Consider the following 22,142-nt stretch of genomic DNA (forward strand, 5'->3'; position numbering starts at 1 on the left):
ATGCGATCGCCGGTGAAGACGCGGGAGCTGCCTCGCTTTGCAGACGAATGGGAGGAGAGGGGACCGTCTCGGTCAGGACGAGTCGTTGAGAATGCCGGCGTTTGCCGCCTGCGCGGCGTTGTGCCGGCCACCCCATACGTCGCGCGACCTTTCCAGGTGTCGTCGGATGGTTGCTTCGGCCCCGCAGCGATCCTGCTTCGAGATGTAGTCGAGCAGCTTGAAATGCTCATTCGCGGATTGCTTGAGAAAGTCTCGCGGCGACTCGCCGCTTGCAAAGCCCTGCAGCCGCACGCGGTCCCTGAGCGTCTCGACCAGTTTGGCGAGATAGTGATTGCCGAGCGTGGCGATCAGCTGAACGTGGAATCTGAGATCGGTATCAAGGAAGGCAATCAGATCGCCGGAATCCGCCGTCTGACGCGTGGCCTCCGCCAGTTGATGAAGTTCGTCGAGTTGTCCACCCGACAAGCCGCTCTGGGCGATATCGCCGAGGCTCGGCACCTCCAGCAGCAGCCGGACAGCAAAGATATCGTTGAGTTCGTTGAGCGACAGCGACACCACGCGAAAGCCGCGATTGCGCTCCGCTTCGAGCAGGCCTTCGCGCTCGAGATCGAGCAAGGCTTCCCGTACCGGTGTCGCCGACACGCCGAGTTCGGCCGCCAACCGCGGCACCGAGTAGAGTTGATCCGGTTGCATCTGCCCGGTGATGACAAGCCCGCGGATCACCTGACGCGCCTGCTCGCGCAGGCTTGGCGCCGAAATCAGCCCTGCCGAGCCCTTTTGCATCGTTTCCATGCATTCTCATTAGCACACTGGCTTAAAAATCCACAATATAAAGTGTGATGTGTGATATATTATAGCTTGACGAGCAAAGTGTGATGCGTGATATTTTACTCCAGAAGAAAAACCAGGGAGATAACAAATGGCGGTAGATCGCATCCTCATGATCGTGTCCGACACTGTGCGGACGGACATGCTCGGCTACAACGGTGGTGGGGTTAGAACTCCCAATCTCGACAAGCTTGCCGCCAAATCGATGGTGTTCGATCGCTACTATGCATCGAGCTTTCCGACCGTCCCCGCGCGCTACGATTATCTGACCGGTAAGCCAGCCTTCGCCGGTGTCGGCTGGGGCGCGCTGCCGCGCGCGGATCGCTCGATCGCAACCACATTGACCGAAGCGGGCTACACGACGCTCGGCGTGGTGGACACACCATTCTATCAGGTCAACGGCTACTCATATGACCGCGGATTCAATTTCTTCTACGACATGAAGTCCCAGCTGTTGGGAACGCCGCACTATTCGTCCTACAGCGCGCCCAACAAAACCAAGCGCCAGGGCGAAGGCAAGCTGCCGCAATGGCCGATCACCGGCAAGGTAAAGCCCGATCCGCGTACGGGCGAGATGGACTGTCCGGCGCCGCTCACCATGGTGCAGGCTGCCAAATCTCTGGAGCAAATCTACGAGGACAAGTTCTTCGCGCTGGTCGACACCTGGGATCCGCACGAGCCGTGGGATCCGCCGGCCTATTACGTCAGGCACTATCTTCCCGATTATGCCGGCGAGCGCGTGCACCCGCCCTATGGCGAATGCAAGAAGCACGGCATGACCGATCGCGACATCGCGGTGGCGCGCGCGCTCTATAGCGGCGAGCTCGAGCTCGTCGATCGCTGGATCGGGCATCTGCTCAATCAGCTCGCCTATCTCGGCATCGAGGACTCCACCGCCATCATCTTCGTCTCCGACCACGGTTTCCTGCTGGGAGAGCATGGGCTGATGGGCAAGATGGTCCGCAGGGCGCCCGGCGAGGCGACGTGGATGCGCTCGCCGCTTTACGAGGAGATCGCGAAGGTGCCGCTGTTGATTCATGTGCCGGGCGCAAAGGCCGGTCGAACCAGCAAGCTTGCCTGCGCGCTCGATCTCGCGCCCACGATTTGCGACATGGCCGGCCTGCCGCGCCAGGCGGAGATGCAGGGGATCTCGCTGCTGCCCGCAGTCCATGGCCAGCCGTTCGAAGGACGCGACCACGTGCTGACCGCGCTGCCGCTTGCCAATCCCGGCGATACGGTTGAAGTCGTCGACGATCTGATGCGGACGGTGGTCGAGTGGCAGCCCGTCACCATCACGACGGAGCAATGGTCGCTGCTCTACGCGACTCCGAACGATCCGGTCGAGCTCTATGATTTGCGCTCCGACCCGAAGCAAGCGACCAACGTGGCGGCAAAACATCCCGACGTCATCCGCTCTCTGCTGAAGTTGTATGCGGAAGACCTGCGACGCGCCGGCGTCACCAGGAAATACAGCGATCCGCGCCTCGCCGCGTTGCTCGAACCCGCATCCTAGTTCGCATGAAGACGACGCATCAAAACAGGGATCCGGAGCGTCGGCTCTGATTCAATCAGAACCGACCATGCTCCAGGTCGTTACGGCGGCAAAACTCGATCGACTGGTGGAGGGAGACATGAGGGGCGACTTCACGCGAAGGCAATTCCTCGGCTCCACCGCGACGGGGCTGGTTGCTCTCGGATACGGCGTAGGGGCGCCGTCGATGGCGGCGGAGGGCGAGGGGCCCACGCCGAAGCGAGGCGGCGTGCTGACGATCGGTCAGGACGAGAATCCGATCGGGCTCGACCCGCACAAGACGGCGGCGTTTTCGACCACGAACATCGCCGAGCATATCTTTACCTGCCTGCTCAGGTGGGATGCGACTGTGAGCCGTGTCGAACCGGACCTCGCGGTTGCGTGGGAGAATCCGGATCCCCAGACATTCGTCTTCCATCTGCGCGACGGCGTTAAATTCCACAATGGCGATGTGCTCACCAGCGACGACGTCAAGTTCACGTTCCAGCGCATGGTCGATCCCGCGACCCGCTCGCCGTGGGCCTCGATCTTCTCGGTGATCCGCGAAATCGAGACGCCGGATCCGCGGACCGTGGTGTTTCGTCTCGCCCATCCGTTCTCCCCCTTCCTCAACTATCTCGCCACGGTCAGATATACCGCGATTGTCAGCCGCGAGGATGTGAAGCGCCGCGGTGACCTCGTCACGGGCGGCGTCGGCACGGGGCCATTCATGCTGGAGGATTTCCGGCCGAACTCGCTGGTGCGGCTGAAGCGCAACGCGGACTATTACGAGCCCGGATTGCCTTATCTCGACGGCCTCGACTTCCGCATCATTCCCGACGAAGGCAGTCGCATGGCGGCGTTGCGGGCGGGCAGCGTTCAGCTGACCTGGCTGAGCCGCCCCGATTCGGCTGCGCAGATGCGCGATGTCGCAGATATCGTGGCGCCCGAGCCTGAAGCCTATTCGCGGCTGATGCTGCTCGAATTCGATCAGCGCAAGCCACCCTTCAACGACGTTCGCGTTCGCCGCGCCTTCAGTCTCGCGCTGAACCGTGAGCTGATCGTCAAGGTGGTTTGGCGCGGCCGGGCTGGCCTCACGGCCGCGCTGCCGCCGATGCAAGCGCCTTTCGCGGTCCCGAGCGGCGAGGTGCCCGGCTTGCCCTATGCCAGGGAAGACGTGGCCGCGGCCAAGGCGCTGATGGCAGAGGCCGGCTATGTCGGCGGCTTCGAGACGATTTTTGCCGTCTCGCCGGCCAACTATGGCGACGTTCAGATTGCCCAGATCATTCAGCAGATGGTTGGCCGTGTCGGCATCAGGATCAAGATCCTGCAGAAGGAATGGAGTAATCTCGTCACCGATTTCCAATCGACGGAATCTCCGATCTCGATGGCCGGCCTGGTTTGGGGACCCGATCCCGACACCAACATCTCGATCCGGCTGGACTCTCATTCCACGGTCAACCCGGGCAAGACGGCCGATCCCGTGCTGGACGATCTGCTCGCCAAGGCTCGCCAGAGCTACGACCAGGCCGAGCGTGTCAGCCACTATCGCGCGGTCCAGCAGCGCGTCGCCGAGATGGCTTACGTCATCACGCCCTGTGCCGCCGCGCTGCGATGGGAGATGTGGTCGACGAAGCTGCAGGGCTACCGCGCCTTGCCATCGACGCTGCGTGTCTATCTTCGGCAGTCCTGGTTGCAATAGGCGCAAGCGCAGGACTTGAATGGAGGTGTCGATGCTCAGATATGCCGCGGGCCGCATCGTTCTCACCGTGCCGGTGCTATTCGGCGTGTCGCTGATGAGCTTCGCCATCATCCATTTGATCCCCGGCGATATCGTCAGCGTGCTGGCGGGCCCCACGGTGGCGCTCGACTCGGAAGCGGCCCAGAACATCCGCCACGCGCTGCATCTCGATCAGCCGCTGCCGGTCCAATACGGCATCTGGCTGACCGGCACGCTGCGCGGCGATTTCGGCAACTCGTTGGTGATGGGGCTGCCGGTCGGCCCGCAGATCGCCTCGCACCTTCCGGTGACGCTGGTCCTGACCGCCCTGTCTCTGATTCTAGCGATCATGATCGGATTGCCAGGAGGCGTCGTCGCGGCGACGACCCGCGGCCGCTGGCCCGATCTCGCCATTCGCGGCGTTGCTCTGCTCGGCCTGTCGACGCCGCCATTCTTCGTCGGCGTGGCCGCGGTGTTGCTGCTTTCGATCTATCTGCCATCGTTCAAGACGCTGGGCGCCGTCGACCTCCATCACGATCCGCTCGGCGGACTTCAGACCTTGCTGCTGCCGGCTTTCGTGCTGTCGCTGGCGTCCGCCACGACGATCATGCGCTACACGCGCGTCGCCATGCTGGAGGTGCTGGCGGAGCCTTACATGGCGACGGCGCGCGCCAAGGGTGCCGGTCGTCTCCGCGTGCTGATTCGGCATGGTCTTCGCAATGCCCTGTTGCCGGTGGTGACCGCGGTCGGCGTCACCGCGGCTCACCTCATCGCGGGCGCGGTCGTGGTCGAACAGGTGTTCGGCCTGCCCGGTATCGGACAGTTGATGCTCAACGCGATCTATCAGCGCGACTATACTCAGGTTCAGGCCACGGTGCTGGTGATCACCACGCTCGTGGTCCTGATCAATATCATGGTCGACCTCAGCTATTATTTACTCGATCCGAGGATTCAGCAGCATGGCTGATGCGCATCCGACCGTGATCGACGTGCCGGACCAACCCGGTGTGCAGTTGAACCGGCCGACGATCGCCGACGAATCCGATCTGGCTTCCTGGCGTTTCCGGCATTGCCTGAATCTGCCGCTCCTGATCGGTGCCGTGATCGTCCTGCTGTCGATCGCCCTCGCGCTCACCGCGCCGTGGCTGACGTCGCACGATCCCCTGGAGATCGCCGACGCATCGCTCTCGCCGCCGTCAAGTCAATATCTGCTGGGTACGGATCAACTCGGACGGGACGTCCTGACGCGGATCCTTTACGCAGCGCGCAGCTCGCTCGCGGCGGCCTGCCTGAGCGCTGCGCTGGCATTCGTATCAGGCACCATGATCGGTCTCCTTGCCGGATACTCCAGCGGGCTGCTGGATGCCTGCCTGATGCGCGTGCTCGACATTCTGCAGGCCTTTCCCGCTCTTTTGCTGGCCATTGCGCTGGTGGCCGCACTCGGGCCGAACCTGCCCAATCTCGTGTTCACCATGGGCCTGTTGTTCATGCCACGCTTCGCCCGTGTTGCGCGCGCCTCGACGCTGTCGGTGCGGGAGCGGGACTACATCACCGCTTCCATCGGGCTCGGCGTGTCGCGCGCGCGAACCCTGTGGCGGCACGTTCTGCCGAACATCGCGGCGCCCCTGATCGTCGAGGCGTCACTGACGGTGACGATCGCGATCCTGACCGAGGCCTCGCTGTCGTTTCTCGGGCTCGGCGTGCAGCCGCCCGATCCGACCTGGGGCGGCATGATCGCCGAATCCACCTCGGTGATGGCGCTCGCGCCATGGCTCGCCCTTAGTCCGGGGCTTGCCATCGTGTTCGTCGTCGTCGGCTTCACGCTCATGGGCGATGGCTTGCGCGATGCTCTGGATCCAAGAGGTTGATCGATGCTCGAAAAATTGAAGACTGATGCAATGCGCGATCGGCCCTCCGATCTTCACTGGATGCCGGCTTGGCAGATCCGCGAAGCCATCGTCACACGGCGCCTGTCGGCGACCGAGGTCGCCTGTCATTTCATCGAAAGGATCGAGAAGCTCGATCGACGCCTCCACTCCTTCTTCACGGTGTCGGGGGAAGTGGCGCTGGGCCAGGCCAGGGCGATCGATCGGCGGATCGATCGCGGCGAGCCCGTCGGTGCGCTGGCGGGTGTGCCGGTGTCGATCAAGGATCAGTTCTTGACCAAGAGCATCCGTACCACCAGCGGATCTCGGATCTATGCCGACCATGTGCCGGAGGAGGATTCGCTACACGTCGCGCGCGTGAAGGCGGCCGATGGCGTGATCATCGGAAAGACTGCCACGCCTGAATTTGGGACGTTCTGGCGCACAACCGGCCGCGTCGCGCCGGAATGCGTCAATCCCTGGGATCCCCGACGCACGTCTGGGGGCTCAAGCGGAGGGGCGGCGGCAAGTGTCGCTGCCGGCTTCGGCCCGCTGGCGCTAGGGAGCGATTCGGGTGGATCGATCCGGCTGCCTTCGGCGATGTGCGGGGTGCTCGGCGTGTTGCCGAGCAACGGCAGGGTGCCACAGCACGGCTCGCTCGGATCCACCATGTTCCTTTGTAGCGCAGGCCCGATCAGCCGCGACGTGCGCGATGCGGCCACGTTGCTGCAGCTACTGGCGCAGCCGTCCGTCGACGATTCCCTGTGCCGGCTGGATGAGCCGCCCGACTATCTTTCCGGGCTCGATGACGGCATCGCGGGACTGCGGCTCGGATGGTGGGAGGATCAGAGCATTTCGGGTCAGGTCGATGCCGCCGTGATCACCGCGATCAAGAAAGCTGCGTTTGGCCTCGGCTCGCTCGGTGCCAACATTGTCGATGATGCCGTGACGTTCGACACGCAGGGGGTGGACGAAGCCTGGCGGGTGCTCGACTTCGTCGATCGTTACGCCTCGCTCGGCGAGTCGCTCTATGCCGACCCGCTGGCACGGCGCAAGCTGACCCAGTATGCGCGCGAGCGATTTGCCTGGGCCAAGGGCGTGAACGGCGCCGATTATTCGCGCGCGGTGCTCCGGCGCGCCGCCTTCATCCGCTCGTTCGAGGCCGGCTTCCGCAGCTGTGATCTCGTGCTCTCGCCGACGCTCGGCTTCACCGCGCCGGTGATTGAATCCGTCGGTCCCGCCCAGCGCATCCCGGCGCTGGTCGCCTATACACTGGCTGTCAATTTCGCCGGCTTCACGTCCGTGACAATTCCCTGCGGCTTCGTCGATGGAATGCCGATCGGCCTGCAGGTGATCGCACCGCCAAATCAGGAGGCGCTGGTGCTGCGCGCGGCCCGTGCCTTCGAGCTCGCTTGGCCGTGGGCCGGACGAAGGGCCGCGGTTTAGCGGAGCAGAATCATGTCGCTGCTGCGCGTTGAAAATCTCCGAACGTATTTCGACACGCGATCCGGCGTGATGAAGGCCGTCGACGGAATCAATCTTGAGGTTCGCGAGGGCAGCACGCTTGGCATCGTCGGTGAATCCGGCAGCGGCAAGAGCGTCACCGCGCTTTCGATCATGCGTTTGATCGAGCGGCCGGGCCGCGTCCTGCCTGGTAGTCATATCTATTTCGAAGGCGTGGACCTCGCAGCGATTTCGGAACGGGAGCTCGAGGACATTCGCGGCAATCGCATCTCCATGGTGTTTCAGGAGCCGATGACTTCGCTGAACCCGGTCTATACGGTCGGCAACCAGATCATCGAAGCCATCAGGTTGCATCGTCGAGTGAGCGTGCGGGATGCTCGCGAGCGTGCGATCGAATTGCTGGAGCTCGTGGGAATTCCCTCGCCCGAGCGCCGCATCGACGCCTTTCCGCATGAGCTGTCCGGTGGCATGCGGCAGCGTGTCATGATCGCGATGGCGCTCGCTTGCGAGCCCAAGCTCCTGATCGCCGACGAACCGACGACTGCGCTCGACGTCACCATTCAGGCGCAGATTCTCGAATTGCTCAGGCAGTTGCGCGACAAGCTGGCTATGGCGGTGATCCTGATCACCCACGATCTCGGCGTCGTCGCAGAGATGTGCGATGATGTCGCGGTGATGTATGCAGGCGAGGTGGTGGAGCGAGGCTCCGTCGACGCCGTCTTCTGTGCTCCCCAGCACCCCTATACCGAGGCATTGCTGAGGTCGGTCCCACTGTTGGGAATGACACAGGCCGAGCCGCTCAACGTGATTCCCGGCATGGTTCCGAGCGCGCTCCACTGGCCGGTGGGCTGTCGGTTCGCGGCGCGTTGCGACTACGCATCCGACCATTGCCATCGTGAAGCGCCGGAATTAGTCGCAACCCGCGCGGGATATGCAGCCTGTTGGTTGCGCGGCAATGCACCGAGCAGCGAATAGTGGGGAAGCGAGCTATGCATGAGCCGTTGTTGAATGCTCGTGGCGTCAAGAAGTATTTTCCGATTCGCAGTGGGCTATTGGGACGCAATGTGGTCCAAGCGCGGGCGGTTGACGGTGTAGATCTCAGCGTCAGCTCTGGAGAGACACTCGGTCTGGTCGGCGAATCCGGTAGCGGAAAATCCACGCTCGGACAGATTTTAGTCGGCCTGATGAAGCCGAGCGCTGGCGAATTGTCGTTCGATGGCACACCGATCGCCGATCTGAAGGGATCTGAATTGCGACGTTCGCGCCGCCAGATGCAGTTCATCTTTCAGGATCCGAGAGGATCGCTCGACCCCCGCATGAAGATCCACGACATCATTGGGGAGGGCCTCGATGCTGCCCAGAGCATGGAGCGTCCCATGCGTGACAGGCTCATTGCAGAAATGCTGGACAGGGTGGGGCTGCGGCGGGAAGCTGCGCAGCGCTATCCTCACGAGCTGTCAGGTGGCCAGCGTCAGCGTGTCGGGATTGCAAGGGCGCTCGTACTTCGACCGAGACTTGTGGTTGCCGACGAGCCCGTTTCCGCACTCGACGTCTCGATCCAATCACAGGTGCTGAACCTGATGGTGGAACTGAAGCGCGAGCTGCACCTGACTTACGTTTTCATCTCGCACAATCTCGCGGCGGTCAGCTATGTCAGCGATCGGATCGCGGTGATGTATCTTGGCAAGCTTGTTGAGCTCACATCTACCGAGCGGCTCTGCCGCGCGCCGCTTCATCCCTATACTCAGGCGCTGGTGTCGGCGGTGCCAGAGCCGATTCCGGGCCGCCAGCGACAGATCGTCGTATTGCGGGGGGACATTCCAAATCCGATCCAGCCTCCTTCCGGTTGCCGCTTTCGGACGCGCTGTCCACTGGCACAGCCGATTTGCGCGGAAAGAGAGCCGCAGCTGAAGGCGGTTGGAGTGGCAGATCATCTCGTTGCCTGCCATTTCGCATGACCGGCCCTATCACTGTGCTTGAGTACCGCCACCTAGGGGCGAAGCGCTTGCATCGCCACACGAACCCCAGGCTTCCGCCTATCTCCTTGATGTCGCCGTACGACGAGTGGTGAAATTCGTAAATCGTTCGTGCTGAAACCCAGCAAAGGGTGCACCGATTGGCAGCGTGTCTCGCGGCGAAAATCAACGAGAGAGCTGCGGGTGCTTCTGCTAGGGCTTCCGGCGGACTATGGCAATTGTAATCGCGGCACTCAACTCGGACCGTCTGAGTTGCGCGACCGCAAATATCGATAAATCGAGCACCACAGGATTTCTGCGCGGGAGCGCTTCCGTCCTTCCTTTCCTACCAGCAATTCGAGTAGATCGATGCCGGAGATGGCGCGATCCGCGTCGCGAGCCCACGATAAGAATGGTTCAGTAAACGTCCTGACCCGAGAGCGCTATCACGGTCCGGATCATGATGCGAATGTCCAACCAAATGCTCCAATTGGCGACGTACCAGACATCGTACTCAACGCGTTTCTTCATCAGGTCGATGGTAGGAGTCTCGCCGCGCAAGCCGTTCACCTGAGCCCAACCGGTGAGGCCGGGTTTGACGTGACGGCGACAGGCATAATTGCCAATCGTCTGGTCGTAATATTTGTCATGTGCGAGAGCATGCGGTCGTGGGCCAACCAACGACATTTCCCCGCGCAGCACGTTCCATAATTGAGGCAATTCGTCGATGCTGGTCTTCCGCAAAATGCGCCCAACTCTGGTAACCCGCGCATCTTCCTTACTTGCCTGCTTGATCTCGGAACCATTCTCCGAAACCGTCATGGTGCGGAACTTCCAGATGTCAAACAACTTGCCGTTGAAGCCGCGGCGCGTTTGACGAAATATGACGCTACCTGAGGACTCGAGCTTGACCAGGAGCGCCGTCACAACAAGCAAAGGCGCAAGGAACAACAACCCGAACGATGCAAGACCAATATCGACGCTGCGTTTCAGGGCTCGCTCGCTGACCGAAAGAGGCGCTCGCTGGATTTCGATCGCGACTGATCCGCCAATGGGTGCGAATGGCCGCGATACAAGGTCGGCGATTTCAAAATCCGGCAGCAGGCGGACGGGATTTGGCACCTGGCGCAGGCATTGGCTGAGGCGTTGAAACAACGGCAGGTCGTTCCAGTTGAAGGCAAGAAGAAATTCGTCGACGCCTGCTGCGCGCGAACTTCGAATGATGGTCGTCAGCTCGCGCTCCATTGCCGCGTCGTCAGCCTTTAGCACAGCGTCCAGAACGAAGTGACGTACCACCTGAAAGCCGTTCTTGCGCAAGTCCTTGAAGCGGCTTGAGGTAAAGTCGAGCGGCTCGCCGCTAATCAGTACGACGCTTCGTTTGACGGAATGTCTTCGCGCGAAAGAAGAGTTCAAGGCGAGGCGCCAGATCGCGCGATGCGCGCCCAGACCGACAAGGCCGGCCGCTGCAAACAGAACGATGGTGATGCGGGACAGCTCGGCAGTCGATCTAAGCAGGAAAGCAGAAAATGCGAGAATCGCGAGTGACAGAACCCACACGGATGAAGCCATACGCAATTGCCAGCTTGTATTGACTAGATTGTGGCGGTCGTAGCAGCCTCTGAAAAAGGCGATCGCGACGAACGCTGTCGCCACAAGCAACGCGACGCCGACCGAAAGTTCTCGCTCAGCCAGTGTTGCCATGAATTTGCGGTGAATTAGGTTGGCGGCGGCATAGCTGAGCAGAATGAGCAGGAAGTCGCCTGTCATAATGCCAAATTGAAACGGTGTTTGCAGTGAGACGCCGCGTCTCGTCGAGGACTTCGAACCATATGTGGCTAATGACATGAAAGGCCTCGTTCTAAAGACTGTACGCGGCAATGCACTGACGAAAGCAAGGGCATATTCAAAACCCTGCATCGAGAGACTGCAGACCCGATGATATCGATGTAGCTCCTCGCGACGTTTCGACGACGGAGATCGCGGGTATCAACAGCGTTTAGGGGGCCGACCGTGGCGCCAAGGTCCGCAGACAAGGCGAGGGTCCAGATGCAGTGCGCTGCATGCCGGCGGCTGTAGCAGGAAGCGGAGACTCGGCCAGGGGTGGAGGCGGGTCTGCGACAAACTGCGCGGTGCTGCCCGAAAAGAAGTATAGTGTGGACCAATCTGGGGAGAGCTCGACCCAGTTGCTGTTGCCGGCCCCTCGATTGTTGGCGCCGCTGTGCGGCGAGTCAGGAGAACGCCACCAGTCGGCCCCAACGTTGGCAACCACTCTCATCTCGGGGTCCGTCGTCTTCATGTCTATCTGGACGTAGACAGAATCGACAGCTCCGGCGGCGAAACCGCCGCGTCTCACGAGCCACATCAGGTCGTTGCGGCCGGGAGGGGGACCGTCAACAAGGGTGCCTCCATTCGTCTGAACTTCAATCTTCATCTGGACAGCAGGGCTCTTGGGAACCATTGCGTCAAAATGGGCTCCAACGATCTCGTTCTCTGTCTGATCCTGCACTAGGATCCATTCCTTCGTGCTGCGAAGGCGTACATATGTCTTTCCGTTGGCGACCAGGACCTTGCCGTCCTTGTTCGATGTGTTCGCCCCAAACTTTGGAAATACCGATGCCATTCCTGTGACGGCAGTGAATTCGGCGGGAGGTTCGCCGTTCTCGGGCTTGGAGGCGCCGTTGCACCAGGAGGATGTCTTGGGGGCACCGGCAGGATATGCCTGGCTATACCCAACGCTGTTCTGCTCGATGACGCGCGAAGCGAGACTCACAGAGGTGACGGCATCCGGTCTTCCACTCGCCGCATCGGCACTCTCCGTGGAGGCGGCCAGAATTCCAATGAGGCCGAGTGGCAGGAGCCAACCCGAGGCAGATCGCTCGAGGATGCAAATCATACGTGCAATAGCAGCGCGCGGCGAGCAGGATGGGATAAAATGGTAAGTGTCAGACATAGACCGACCCATAACCAGTTAAACGTCTTCTTATATCGTAGACACCGGGCGCTCGGCCAACTTGACAATCGTCAAGAATGGATATGCGATTTTGGACCGTTCAACCGCGTGTTGCACGGTTAGCCTGTTTGACGTCGTAACCCTTCGTTCTCGGATGCAACGACGTCTGCGACGCTACGCTTATTCGCTCGACCGAGACCGTCGATATAGCGCCGAGCCGGCGTTTCAATCACAAAGTAGGAGAAATAGGAGACAGCGAATATGATCAACCAGGAGACTATGCAGAACGCGACCATCAGTCCGGGCGACGCGTGAAAGAGCTTGTCGGCGATCGCATTCATGACAATCAGAATTACCAGGGGATGCCACATGTAGATTGAATAGGTGAGCTGGCCGAGAGGGGCGAGGCGCTTCACCAAGGGTGGCGCAGTCCCCTGATCGGCCGCCATCGCGGTGATCGCGACGACATAGACGAGTCCCAGCGAGATGAGATGGTGGGTATAGGTCATCATCGAGATCAGCAACAGCGCCATTGACAATAGCAAAGCTCGCCTCGGCGCAGGAATGATCTGAAGTTTGTGTCGAAAGCAAAAAAGGCAAATGCCAATCATGAAGGAAGGAAGCGCCCTGAAGGGCGGCCACACGTCGACCCACGAGCGGTCGATGGAATTCTGAGTGAGATCGATGGCGATCATGACGACAAGAACAAGGAAGGACGCCACCAGAAGCCCAAGCCTTGATCTGACTGCCGCCCAAGCGAAGAGCGGAAACATCAGATACATTGCCATCTCGGCGCCAATCGACCAGGATACACTGCTGAACGAAATTCCATTGCCGCAGGTCAACATCGCATTGAGGAGAAGGGCGGTTTCCGCGATGCATGTCGCTTCGAAAGACGGTTGGTGATTTCCCGCCTTGCCGAGCACGACGAATACAGACCAGACAATGATGGAAGCCGCCAGCGTCAACCAGTGCAGCGGCATGAGCCGGCCGACACGTCGCTGGAGAAATGATCCATAATCGGAGAGCGTCTCGACGTTTCCTTGATAGACATGCGCAATAACAAATCCGGAGATCACGAAAAAAAGGTCAACGAATAGGGCAAGGCCGCTCGGTAGCGTAGGCCGAATGGCCGCCGGAAAGAAGAACTCGAAAGAGTGTCGAACTACGATGCCGATAGAGGCGACGAATCGAAGCAAATCCAGATGCAGCATCTCGCCGGACGCAACACGAAGAACTGGAATTGTCCACGCTTTGACCGTCATGTCGCCGCGTTCCGGCTTGTTCGTTGGCGACCCGGCGGGTTGTTACGGCTGACTTTGGCCAGTGTTCCCAGCGTCAGAGCAAAGGCCAGAAGGCAGTCGTTTGAGAAGGCTTGCGCGGTTGCGGTTGAATCGGCAGGGATGGGGCGTGAACCGGCCTCAATAAGCTGCTGCCGTCCGTCTGCCGACGGAGAGGATCTATCTCTGTCGTTGTCCGCAGAATTACTCCACTGGCTGGAACGGGCCCCGAGAGCAGCCGATTTGCCTTGGATGAGAATCTCGCCGCTTCGGGTTGGTCTCGAGGGGGACGCGGGCAATATCTCCTTTACCAATCCGCGCAGCGGCGGAGCTGGGCTCGCGCGAAAGCCGTCAGCGCTCATGGAATAGAAACCGATCGTCTTCCACTGGGTCGAAAGTTCGATCCAGTTGCTGCCGCCGACGCCTGGATTGTTGCTGTGGTCTTCGAGATAGGGCGCTCGCGCGTCGCGCCACCAGTCGGCGCCGACCATGGCCACGAGATGCAGGTTCGGATCGGTAACCCTCATCTCCATCTGGACATAGACGGCATCCGCAGCGCCAGCCGGGTAGGTTCCGCGCGCCTTGTACCAAAAATGATTGTTGTAGCCGGCCGGAGGCGCGCCAAAAGCGATCGTCGTGCCGGCCACGGGGGTGGCTTTCATCGGGATGGCAACGTTGCCAACGAAGTCCGGGACGAAATGCCCTCCAGTCAGTTGCGTTTTCGACTGGTCTTGCACCAACGTCCATTCACCAGTGTGCTTGAAGCGAACGTAAGTCCTGGCGTTGGCGACCTCAACGGCCGCGTCCGGATTTGAATACGGCGGTGACCCCACCTTCGGATAGACTTGTCCCCAGCCTTCGACCGCAGTGAAATCCGCGGGCGGCGACCAAAGCCCGCCATCATTCCATCCCTGGTACCAATTGTAGCTTGGGGGCACGCCTGCAGGAAAGCCTTCGCTACTCCCAGGAGTGTTCTGTTTGATGAGATCGGACATTGAGAAGTCCATCAACGACACTTCCTTGCTCATGCGCCGGACGGGCTGTGTGCAAGCCATTTCGGCGACGTAAACCGGCCCGCGTAGCAAAAGAACAACGTCATCGATGTGAAATTGTCGATGAGGTTCTCGGATAGAAAGTAGATGAGGAGCACCGTGTACATGGTCTTCGCCGCCCGATCCTTCAGCGAAAAAACGATGGTGAAGACGAAGATGGCGAAGACCAGAAAATTCAGCAGCCCATACTCTGCCAATACGCGCAGGTAGTCATTGTGCGGCGGCAGCGGCAGGACAGTAAGGACACCGGTCTGACTTGCGCCATATCCGAACAATATTCCGCCGATTCCGAGCGACGAATATATCTGCCATATGTTCGTCCAGTGTGTGACGCGGAAGAACGCAGACATGTCCGTCGTTCCGGTCAAATCGATCAACTGCTTCGTCGACATTCGGGCGACGGTGCTCGGATCGAGGCTCCAGATCAGCGCGATTGCGTTCAACCCGGTTATCAGTCGATCCAGCGCGCCGACGGCGTAGGCCGCAACGCTGGCGCATGCCAACAAGATGAGCGCGACGAAGACCTGTGGTCGCAATGGGAAAAAAGACCAAAGGCCGATGGAGACGATGGTCGCCAGGGCTGGGCCAACACGGTTCATGATGGCAGCGTTTATGAACTGTGCGACCAGGACCTTGTTTCCGAACCAGGGGGACAAGGCAAAGAACAGGGCCGAGAAGTACAGCGCTGCCGTGTTTGTGTTCGGAAAGTAGGAGAACACGTCAGGATATTCGATGCCGGTATAGACGTGAGTGTGGCCGATCACCTTGAACAGTAGCGGCAATGCCGCAAGCACATAGATGCAACGCTTTTCGGCCGGCTGGATCCGCTGGGCCATGCCGCGGCCCGCTACGTAGAATGAGTAGATTGAGACAAGCTTCAACCCATCGGACAGCTCGAAAGCGCCAAAGTTCACCAGGTAGCTCGCGCCCGTGAAGATGCAAGCGAGCGTCAACAGGGCATTGTAAAAGTAGCTTCTCTCGTCCGCGATCAGCACATGGCGCGCAGACCACAGGATCAGAAGCAGGCTTGTCGAATTGCTCAGGACGTTGAATACCGTCGAGCCGGTGAAATGATAGAGAAAGGTCAGGCAGTTCAGGAACACGAGGCCAAAGCAGGTCACCACGAAGAAGCGGCCCTGCATGGTCGTCGAACCGGAGGCGAGGTGCGGTGTACCCTCTCTTCCCAGAGCTAGATCGTTCACAACTGGGTACTCCGCGCTTCTGACCTTTCGGTTCCGCGTCGCCCCTCCGAACGGGAGCGCACTATCCGGGACCGACCTGTCGGATCAACATGTCGGGAATCGCCAAGTCTGAGTTGACGATCGTCAATTCCCGCCCGTCCGCTTCGGTGGAGCTTAAGCTGTCAGAGGAATTGGAGTCGACAGTGGAACGTGGCACGAGCAGTGTATTAGCCAGCGCGTTCGGTCTGTTATGGCGTCGGCAATGGGTCATATATCTGTGCCTGTTGCTGACGTCCGGCGCGGCCTTTCTTTACTACGCTGCGGTTGGAGAGCGCTACGAAGCGTACGTCTTGCTTCGCGCCGGGCAGGGAATCAAGGAACGATCTTCCAGTAACGCGGCGACTACGCCGTTCGGGGAGGGCGTTGACCTCCAAAGCCGAATGGAATCACTGTCGCGCATCGCCAAGATCGATCTGGTCATCCTGGAGGCGGCGAAGAACGTCGGTTACGAGAGACTATCGTCCGACTCAAACCCGACGCTCCTGGCCAGATTTATGGCGTGGGGAAGGGAGATTGATCTTCGAGACGTGTTTGCCAAGGAACCTGCAGAACCGAAGGCGCAGGCGAAGCCGGTTGACGAGACGGAAGAGGACATAGAGCGTAACCAAGCGGGCATTCTAAGCTTGCGAGACCGCGTCAACGCGAAACAGGAGGGGCGCTCCGATCTATTGAGGATAACGTTCCGTCACAAGGATCCGGTGATCGCCGCGAGCTATCTGAACGAACTCGCGAACGCGTTGGTCACCGTGCAAAGCCTCGACGTGCAAATGCCAGGTGCACAGGAGTTCTTCCAGCAACAAACGAAGCGGCTGGAGGAGGAGGCCGAGATAGCAGCTGCAGAACTGAAGCGCTTCTCCGTCGAGGCCTCGATCTATGCCGTCGACGACCAGCGGCAGCTGCTTCTCAAACGTGCCAGTGATCTGTCTGCGCTGATCGCCACGACGCGAGGAGCGATCGAGGACAAGAAGGGGCAGAAACAGTCGGTCGCCGAACAATTGGCCGTATTGCGGCCAGTTGCGCAGAACAAGGCCATCAGTCGGATGGTAGCCACGCTCGGAGGGCAGGATGGCCGTAGGGGTCTTGACCCGGTCGCGAAGCCGCCGGAGCAGTTTGAGGAGCAGCCGCCGTTGCTTCTGATCAAGGTCTACCAGGACAACATGGCAACGCTGATGAAGCTGAATGCCGAACTGAATGGGCAGACGGAGCTCCTGAATCAGCTCGGTACTGAGCTCGAGAAGGTAAACAAAGAGCTGGCGTCGCTTTCCGCAAAGGAAGCAGAATACGGCAGATTGAAACGAGTTCTCACGACCGCGTCATCGGCCGCCGCACAGTATGCAACTCGTATTGTCGAAGAGCAGATAAGCTCCGAAGTGGCCAAGAAGAGCCAGCTCTCCAGTCTTAGAGTGGTGCAGAAGGCGATAACGCCAACGGCGCCGGTGTTTCCGCAAGTCTCGCAGCTTGTCGCATTGGCAGTCGCTGGCGGAATTCTGCTTGGCTTAGGCGGTATCTTCGGTCCCGAGCTTGCCAAGAGCACCAGGTATCCGGCGTCAAACCCGGCTACCGCCGTTGAGGATCACGATCCGATAAAGAACTTGTTGATGGCCGTTCCAAGAGGGGACGGGATGAGGGGGCTTCATCCCGTCGGATGGGCTGACTACGAGGAAAACGGCGCCGGGATTGGCGCGCGATCACCCAGAGTGCCTCCACTGAAGGGGTGAATACAATGTGCCATGAGAGTGCCATGTGACGGGTCGGTGGCCGTCACCGGTACCAAGGGTAATCCTCGACATGAAGATATTCAGCATTTGTTGCGTTCGAGACGAGAACGACATTGTCGGCGAGACGTTGAAAGCGGCTCTCGAATGGAGCGATCGGATCTTCGTTTTTGACAATGGAAGTGTCGATGGAACCTGGGAGACGCTTCAAGACTTGGCGAATTGCTATCCCAAGATCGAGCTTGTTGGCCACGACGATCGGAGGTTCACCGATGAGCTACGCGGGGAAATATTTGAAACGAGACGGCACGTAGCGTCGCCGGGGGACTGGTGGTGCAGGCTCGATTCTGACGAGTTCTTTATCGATGATCCGGCGCAGTTCCTTGGGAACGTGCCCCAAAGCTATGGCTTCGTTCTTTCGGCGACTATGAATTTCTATTTCACGGACGCCGATCTGAAGAACTACGAAGAGAACCCGGCTGAATGGCTCGCCCGCTCCGTGCAAGAGCGGCTCAGGTACTATCAGAACAACTGGAGCGAACCGCGCTTCGTTCGCCATCGAGGCGATCTCCATTGGGGCGGATTGATCTGGCCACATAATCGCGGACGGACATCTCCATCGCGGATACGTTTAAAGCATTTCCCATATCGCTCGCCGGCGCAGATATCCAAGCGACTGGCGATACGTCAACAGCAGCCGGGGCTGTTCAAGCACGAGGCGAACCGAGCGCTTGCGAAGGGCTTGCAGCCTGACTGGATGGAAAAGGGTCCAATGCCCTTTCATGAGCTGGCCTCCTGGCGCGATCGCGTGAGAGAGGCCGCTGAATGTGACGTTGATCGGGGCGATGGAATGTTCTTCATGCGCGATGACCTCATGCCGCCACTTCCGTCGCCGGCCTTGGACCTGGTGAAGGTCGGTCTGCGGCGGACCCAGGTAGGGAGAGCAATTGTGTCACCGCTCCTGAGATGGCGTCGAAGCCAACTCGGCAGGCGGTGAGCCGTCTGTCCCACTTGCGCGCGATATCAACGGCCGAACCGAGCTGGACGAAAACTGACAGGAGCAGAGAAATATGGTAGTGAAAGACCGACTGAAATCGTTCGTGAGGTCAGCAGGATACGAAATTCGCCGTCATCATCCGAATTTGGCGGAGTTCCTCCGATCCCGTTCCGTAAACCTTGTTCTGGACGTCGGAGCGAACGAGGGCCAGTTCGTACACGATCTCAAATCCCAAGGTTATGCAGGGAGGATCGTCTCCTTCGAGCCTGTGGTTGATGTGTTCAAGAGACTCGAGAAAGGGTGCGAGGCCGATCAGAAATGGGAGTGCCGAAATTTGGCGCTGGGCGATATCAACGGTATCATCCAGATCAATGTGAGCAAGAACACGGCGATGAGCTCGATCGTCAGCCAGACAGAGATCGGTCGGAACAGCATCTACGAATCCCAGGTGGTTCGCGTCGACAAGGTCCGGATCGCCACGCTCGATTCGATATTTGAGGAGTTCGTCGGCGAGCGTGTTTTCCTGAAGGTTGATACGCAGGGATTTGAGCAAAGCGTCCTGCGCGGGGGGGCAAACTCGCTTCATCGCCTGGTTGGCGTCCAACTCGAATTGCCGCTGATCCATCTTTATGAGGATACCTGGAAGTTCGATGAAGCACTCCGCTTCATGCGTGAGGCTGGCTTTACGCTGAGCCAGCTGCGTCCGGTGACCTACTACTCCCGGGATCCAGCGTCGCTGCTCGAGGTAGATTGCCTATTTAGGCGGACTGATTACGCCGATGGTCTCAGCTACGATTAATTGCCGAACATTCCTGAGATCGTTCTGAATCTGCGATTAGGCGCCCACTCGGCGGGAATAGGCGCTCGAGATCGGGAAGCCGAACAGCAACCAGTAGCGCCATAGTGCCATGATGAGCGACGTCAACAGGATCGCCACTCCGGCGCCATGGAGTCCGGCGAGCGGCAACAGCGCCAATTGTGCTATCACTAGAACTCCTACCGAGGTCAGGTTCGTGACCGTCGTCAGGCGGTCAAGATGCGCTGTAAACAAGGCCAAGACGCCGAAATCGGCCATATAGCGAACAGCCAGTCCAGCGACGATCAACCAGAATGCCGACCACTGGACGACGAGCGCGGGCTGAGCGACCCATGGCAGAAGGACCTGGAAGGCAAATCCGACCGCCGTGCTGAGCGCAGCGGTCGCGAGCGCGGTTGTCCGCAGGAAGCGCCAGGCCAGCTGACGGTGCGCCGAGGGGCCGCTGGTCCGATATGCGCTGATCAGCGATGGGCGCTGCTTTTGTTGAAGGACCAGAGCCAGGAAGGTGGTTGCGGAACTGCCGACCGTCCAGAAAAGGAAGTAGATGCCGGCGACTTTCAAACCCAGGAACAGTGTGATCAGGTAACGGTCGATATACTGGCTCGTAATAAAGCCGAGGTCGCTCAACAGCATGAGGAAGGACTTTCGGATCGCGTCGGTGATCACTGAACGCCTGAACGGCCGGAAGAAGGATGCCAGCCATGGCCATGACCGGCTCAGGAAAGCGAACAGCCCCACCGAGGCAACGCCTCCCACCAACCAGAAGCCGAACAGATACGGAAGCGATCTGAAGCTGGTGTCCCAAATGGCGAGCGGAACATAGAAGAGGATCCAGGCCGCGCCGCGGATGAAACCGATGGCGTTCGCCCAGACGTGCCGCTGCAGGCTGGAAAGGAGGTAGAAAATGTCGTTGCCAACATGCTCGAACATGATCACGGCGACGATGAGGATCCAGAGAGGCGGAGTGCCGAAGAGGACGGTGACCAGCGTCGTGATCGTCAGAAGAACCGCGTACGCTAAGACCACGAAGCACCAATAGTGGCGCATGCTGTCGATCATTTCGCTGGTGGAGGCCGTTACGGCGTCGCGCATCAGCAGGTGGTTCATACCGAGATTGACCACGATCGGAACGGCTGCGATCGCGCCGGCGGCGAGGCCATAGAGACCCAGCGACGACAGATCAAGATAGCGAGCAATGAACAGGGTGAGGCCGAATTTGCAGCCCATGACGCTCGCCCGCATGGCCATGACCATTAGATCGACGAGGAGGCGGCTGGGAGAGTCGTTCAAGGCTGGTGTGCTCATGATGCAGGCAATGAATCAGGCATAACAGATCACCATCGCATTCATCTCGCGTCCGGTCCGCTCGATCGGAAAACCAATGACTCCCGGGGGAGCCTATGGGTGCGAGAACCGGCCGAATTTGAGAGGCATCAATAACGGTTTAAGCCGACAAATGTGGCCGACAGTGCTTGCTGTCAGACTCGTGGGTCGGGAAACGGACCACAATCCGTGCGGTTACCGTCAAGCGAGTTGTTCCGGTGTGCTGCGCCTCAGGCGACGCAAGCGGGCGGCGAGAAACGGCGGACAAAGGGCGACAGCAACGAAACGAAGGACGGCTTGCAGGCTGACGCCATGAAGATCCCGGCGAAATTGCCAAGCCACGCTCGACATCTCCACTATGCTCGCACCGCCTTTACGAAAATCTGTCAGCGTGATCAGTCCCCGACGCGCAAAGCAGCGCCTGGCCTGGAGCTGGACGGTTTTGCGCAGCTGTGTGTCCTGGACACTGGATTCGGCAGTCTGCGCGATCAAATCGGCTACCTTGCGTGCGTCGTGCAGAAGCTGCTCCACCCCCAATCGAGCCGTCTCAGAATCCTCGTGATAGGTGTAGGTCGCACAGGCCTCGTTGATGAGACCTGCTTTGCCGAGAAGTAGCAGCGGCGCCCAGGCAGCGACGTCGGCCGTGTGCGGCAGATCCAGCGGGATGCCGCCGCGCTCGCGCAGGAGGGCAGTGCGCATCACCACGCCGCATACGTTAACGGTGATCTGGTCGGTCAGGAACGCATTCAGAATCGTGGTGCCGTCCCGAATGCCTGTATCGAGAGTCCGACTGACGCGTGGAGGGCGCGTCTGGCCGAGCGAGGCCGCATGTAGATTGCTTAGGGTAATGACGATTGGAAGTTGCGGGTGTTGGTCGATGAGGGCAACGCATCGCTCGAGCAGCGACGGCATTATTCTGTCGTCATCGGAGACGAGGATGATGTATTCGCCTCGAGCATTCGCGAGACATGCATTCCAATTCGGGAGCAGGCCGATGTTCGTTTCCTGGGTGATGACGCGTAATCGTGGGTCGCTAAAGTCGTTCAAGGTCTGTGCGGTATCATCTGGCGAAGCATTGTTCGAAACGAGGACCTCGAAATGGGGGTAGGTCTGCGCCAGGGCCGACGCGACGCATCCCTTCAATAGGGCGGCACGGTTATACGTGGGAATTGCAATCGTCACATAGGGATGGCTTGTCGTGGCCGGAGGCATACGACTCGCGATTGCATTCGCAATATTCGAGGGCGGACACTCCGTGATATTTGCCGAATGTGTCATGGAATTTCGATTGTCAGACCTGTCGTCGCGACAATCGCCATGAGACGCTCGGTCCGGTATTGTTTGGTTCCCGATCGAAAGTGAACTTCCTGGAATGCACGGCCGGCTCCTTCCACGTGTGAAATCGCACAAGGGCGTCATGGACGG

General features: G+C 59.7%; 17 protein-coding genes. 10 read left to right on the forward strand and 7 right to left on the reverse strand.

Features of this window, described 5'->3' with window-relative positions:
- Nucleotides 1-72: 72 nt before the first annotated feature.
- Nucleotides 73-783 carry a GntR family transcriptional regulator gene (locus tag JQ572_RS20750; RefSeq protein WP_211384667.1) on the reverse strand — a complete coding sequence of 237 codons (711 nt, stop codon included), beginning with the start codon at nucleotides 781-783 and terminating at the stop codon, nucleotides 73-75.
- A 136-nt stretch (nucleotides 784-919) separates the two neighbouring features.
- Here JQ572_RS20750 and JQ572_RS20755 point away from each other — a divergent pair, with 136 nt between their 5' ends.
- From JQ572_RS20755 to JQ572_RS20785, 7 genes are all read left to right on the forward strand, one after another.
- On the forward strand, nucleotides 920-2,341 hold the full coding sequence (locus JQ572_RS20755; protein WP_211384668.1) for a sulfatase family protein: 1,422 nt from the start codon (nucleotides 920-922) through the stop codon (nucleotides 2,339-2,341).
- A 67-nt stretch (nucleotides 2,342-2,408) separates the two neighbouring features.
- Nucleotides 2,409-4,040, forward strand: coding sequence for an ABC transporter substrate-binding protein (locus JQ572_RS20760; RefSeq protein WP_211384669.1), 1,632 nt, complete (start codon nucleotides 2,409-2,411; stop codon nucleotides 4,038-4,040).
- A gap of 31 nt (nucleotides 4,041-4,071) precedes the next feature.
- On the forward strand, nucleotides 4,072-5,025 hold the full coding sequence (locus tag JQ572_RS20765) for an ABC transporter permease (RefSeq protein WP_211384670.1): 954 nt from the start codon (nucleotides 4,072-4,074) through the stop codon (nucleotides 5,023-5,025).
- Nucleotides 5,018-5,926, forward strand: coding sequence for an ABC transporter permease (locus JQ572_RS20770; protein WP_211384671.1), 909 nt, complete (start codon nucleotides 5,018-5,020; stop codon nucleotides 5,924-5,926). The genes JQ572_RS20765 and JQ572_RS20770 overlap by 8 nt, the downstream gene beginning before the upstream one ends.
- 30 nt (nucleotides 5,927-5,956) lie before the next feature.
- Nucleotides 5,957-7,369, forward strand: a complete 1,413-nt coding sequence (locus tag JQ572_RS20775; protein ID WP_211384672.1) for an amidase — start codon at nucleotides 5,957-5,959, stop codon at nucleotides 7,367-7,369.
- Between the two features lie 12 nt (nucleotides 7,370-7,381).
- Nucleotides 7,382-8,362 (forward strand): ABC transporter ATP-binding protein, encoded by a 981-nt coding sequence (locus JQ572_RS20780; protein WP_211384673.1) that lies wholly within the window; start codon nucleotides 7,382-7,384, stop codon nucleotides 8,360-8,362.
- Nucleotides 8,363-8,376: 14 nt separating this feature from the next.
- Entirely contained in the window at nucleotides 8,377-9,345 is a 969-nt protein-coding gene (locus JQ572_RS20785) for an ABC transporter ATP-binding protein (RefSeq protein WP_211384674.1), read from the forward strand.
- A 414-nt stretch (nucleotides 9,346-9,759) separates the two neighbouring features.
- Here the strand turns inward: JQ572_RS20785 and JQ572_RS20790 are convergent, their stop codons facing one another.
- The 4 genes from JQ572_RS20790 to JQ572_RS35435 form a co-directional block, all read right to left on the reverse strand.
- Entirely contained in the window at nucleotides 9,760-11,187 is a 1,428-nt protein-coding gene (locus tag JQ572_RS20790) for an undecaprenyl-phosphate glucose phosphotransferase (RefSeq protein ID WP_211384675.1), read from the reverse strand.
- Between the two features lie 1,224 nt (nucleotides 11,188-12,411).
- Entirely contained in the window at nucleotides 12,412-13,557 is a 1,146-nt protein-coding gene (locus JQ572_RS20795; protein ID WP_211384676.1) for an acyltransferase family protein, read from the reverse strand.
- Nucleotides 13,554-14,567: a hypothetical protein gene (locus tag JQ572_RS20800; protein WP_211384677.1), complete on the reverse strand. Its 1,014-nt coding sequence runs from the start codon at nucleotides 14,565-14,567 to the stop codon at nucleotides 13,554-13,556. Before JQ572_RS20800 ends, JQ572_RS20795 begins: the two co-directional genes overlap by 4 nt.
- A gap of 29 nt (nucleotides 14,568-14,596) precedes the next feature.
- On the reverse strand, nucleotides 14,597-15,826 hold the full coding sequence (locus JQ572_RS35435) for an O-antigen ligase family protein (RefSeq protein ID WP_211384678.1): 1,230 nt from the start codon (nucleotides 15,824-15,826) through the stop codon (nucleotides 14,597-14,599).
- A gap of 89 nt (nucleotides 15,827-15,915) precedes the next feature.
- On the opposite strand from JQ572_RS35435, the gene JQ572_RS20810 reads away from it, so the two are divergent.
- The 3 genes from JQ572_RS20810 (at nucleotide 15,916) to JQ572_RS20820 (ending at nucleotide 19,376) form a co-directional block, all read left to right on the forward strand.
- A complete protein-coding gene (locus JQ572_RS20810; protein WP_211384679.1) occupies nucleotides 15,916-17,583 on the forward strand; it encodes a GumC domain-containing protein in 1,668 nt (555 codons plus the stop codon).
- Between the two features lie 70 nt (nucleotides 17,584-17,653).
- A complete protein-coding gene (locus JQ572_RS20815) occupies nucleotides 17,654-18,577 on the forward strand; it encodes a glycosyltransferase family 2 protein (protein ID WP_211384680.1) in 924 nt (307 codons plus the stop codon).
- A gap of 73 nt (nucleotides 18,578-18,650) precedes the next feature.
- Nucleotides 18,651-19,376: an FkbM family methyltransferase gene (locus JQ572_RS20820; protein WP_211384681.1), complete on the forward strand. Its 726-nt coding sequence runs from the start codon at nucleotides 18,651-18,653 to the stop codon at nucleotides 19,374-19,376.
- 36 nt (nucleotides 19,377-19,412) lie between these two features.
- Here JQ572_RS20820 and JQ572_RS20825 read toward each other — a convergent pair whose 3' ends face one another.
- Both JQ572_RS20825 and JQ572_RS20830 read right to left on the reverse strand, forming a co-directional pair.
- Nucleotides 19,413-20,699 (reverse strand): lipopolysaccharide biosynthesis protein, encoded by a 1,287-nt coding sequence (locus JQ572_RS20825; RefSeq protein ID WP_211384682.1) that lies wholly within the window; start codon nucleotides 20,697-20,699, stop codon nucleotides 19,413-19,415.
- A gap of 219 nt (nucleotides 20,700-20,918) precedes the next feature.
- Nucleotides 20,919-21,995, reverse strand: coding sequence for a glycosyltransferase family 2 protein (locus JQ572_RS20830; RefSeq protein ID WP_249129139.1), 1,077 nt, complete (start codon nucleotides 21,993-21,995; stop codon nucleotides 20,919-20,921).
- Between the last annotated feature and the right edge of the window lie 147 nt (nucleotides 21,996-22,142).

Source organism: Bradyrhizobium sp. SZCCT0153, assembly GCF_018129995.1.
Lineage (GTDB): Bacteria > Pseudomonadota > Alphaproteobacteria > Rhizobiales > Xanthobacteraceae > Bradyrhizobium > Bradyrhizobium japonicum_G.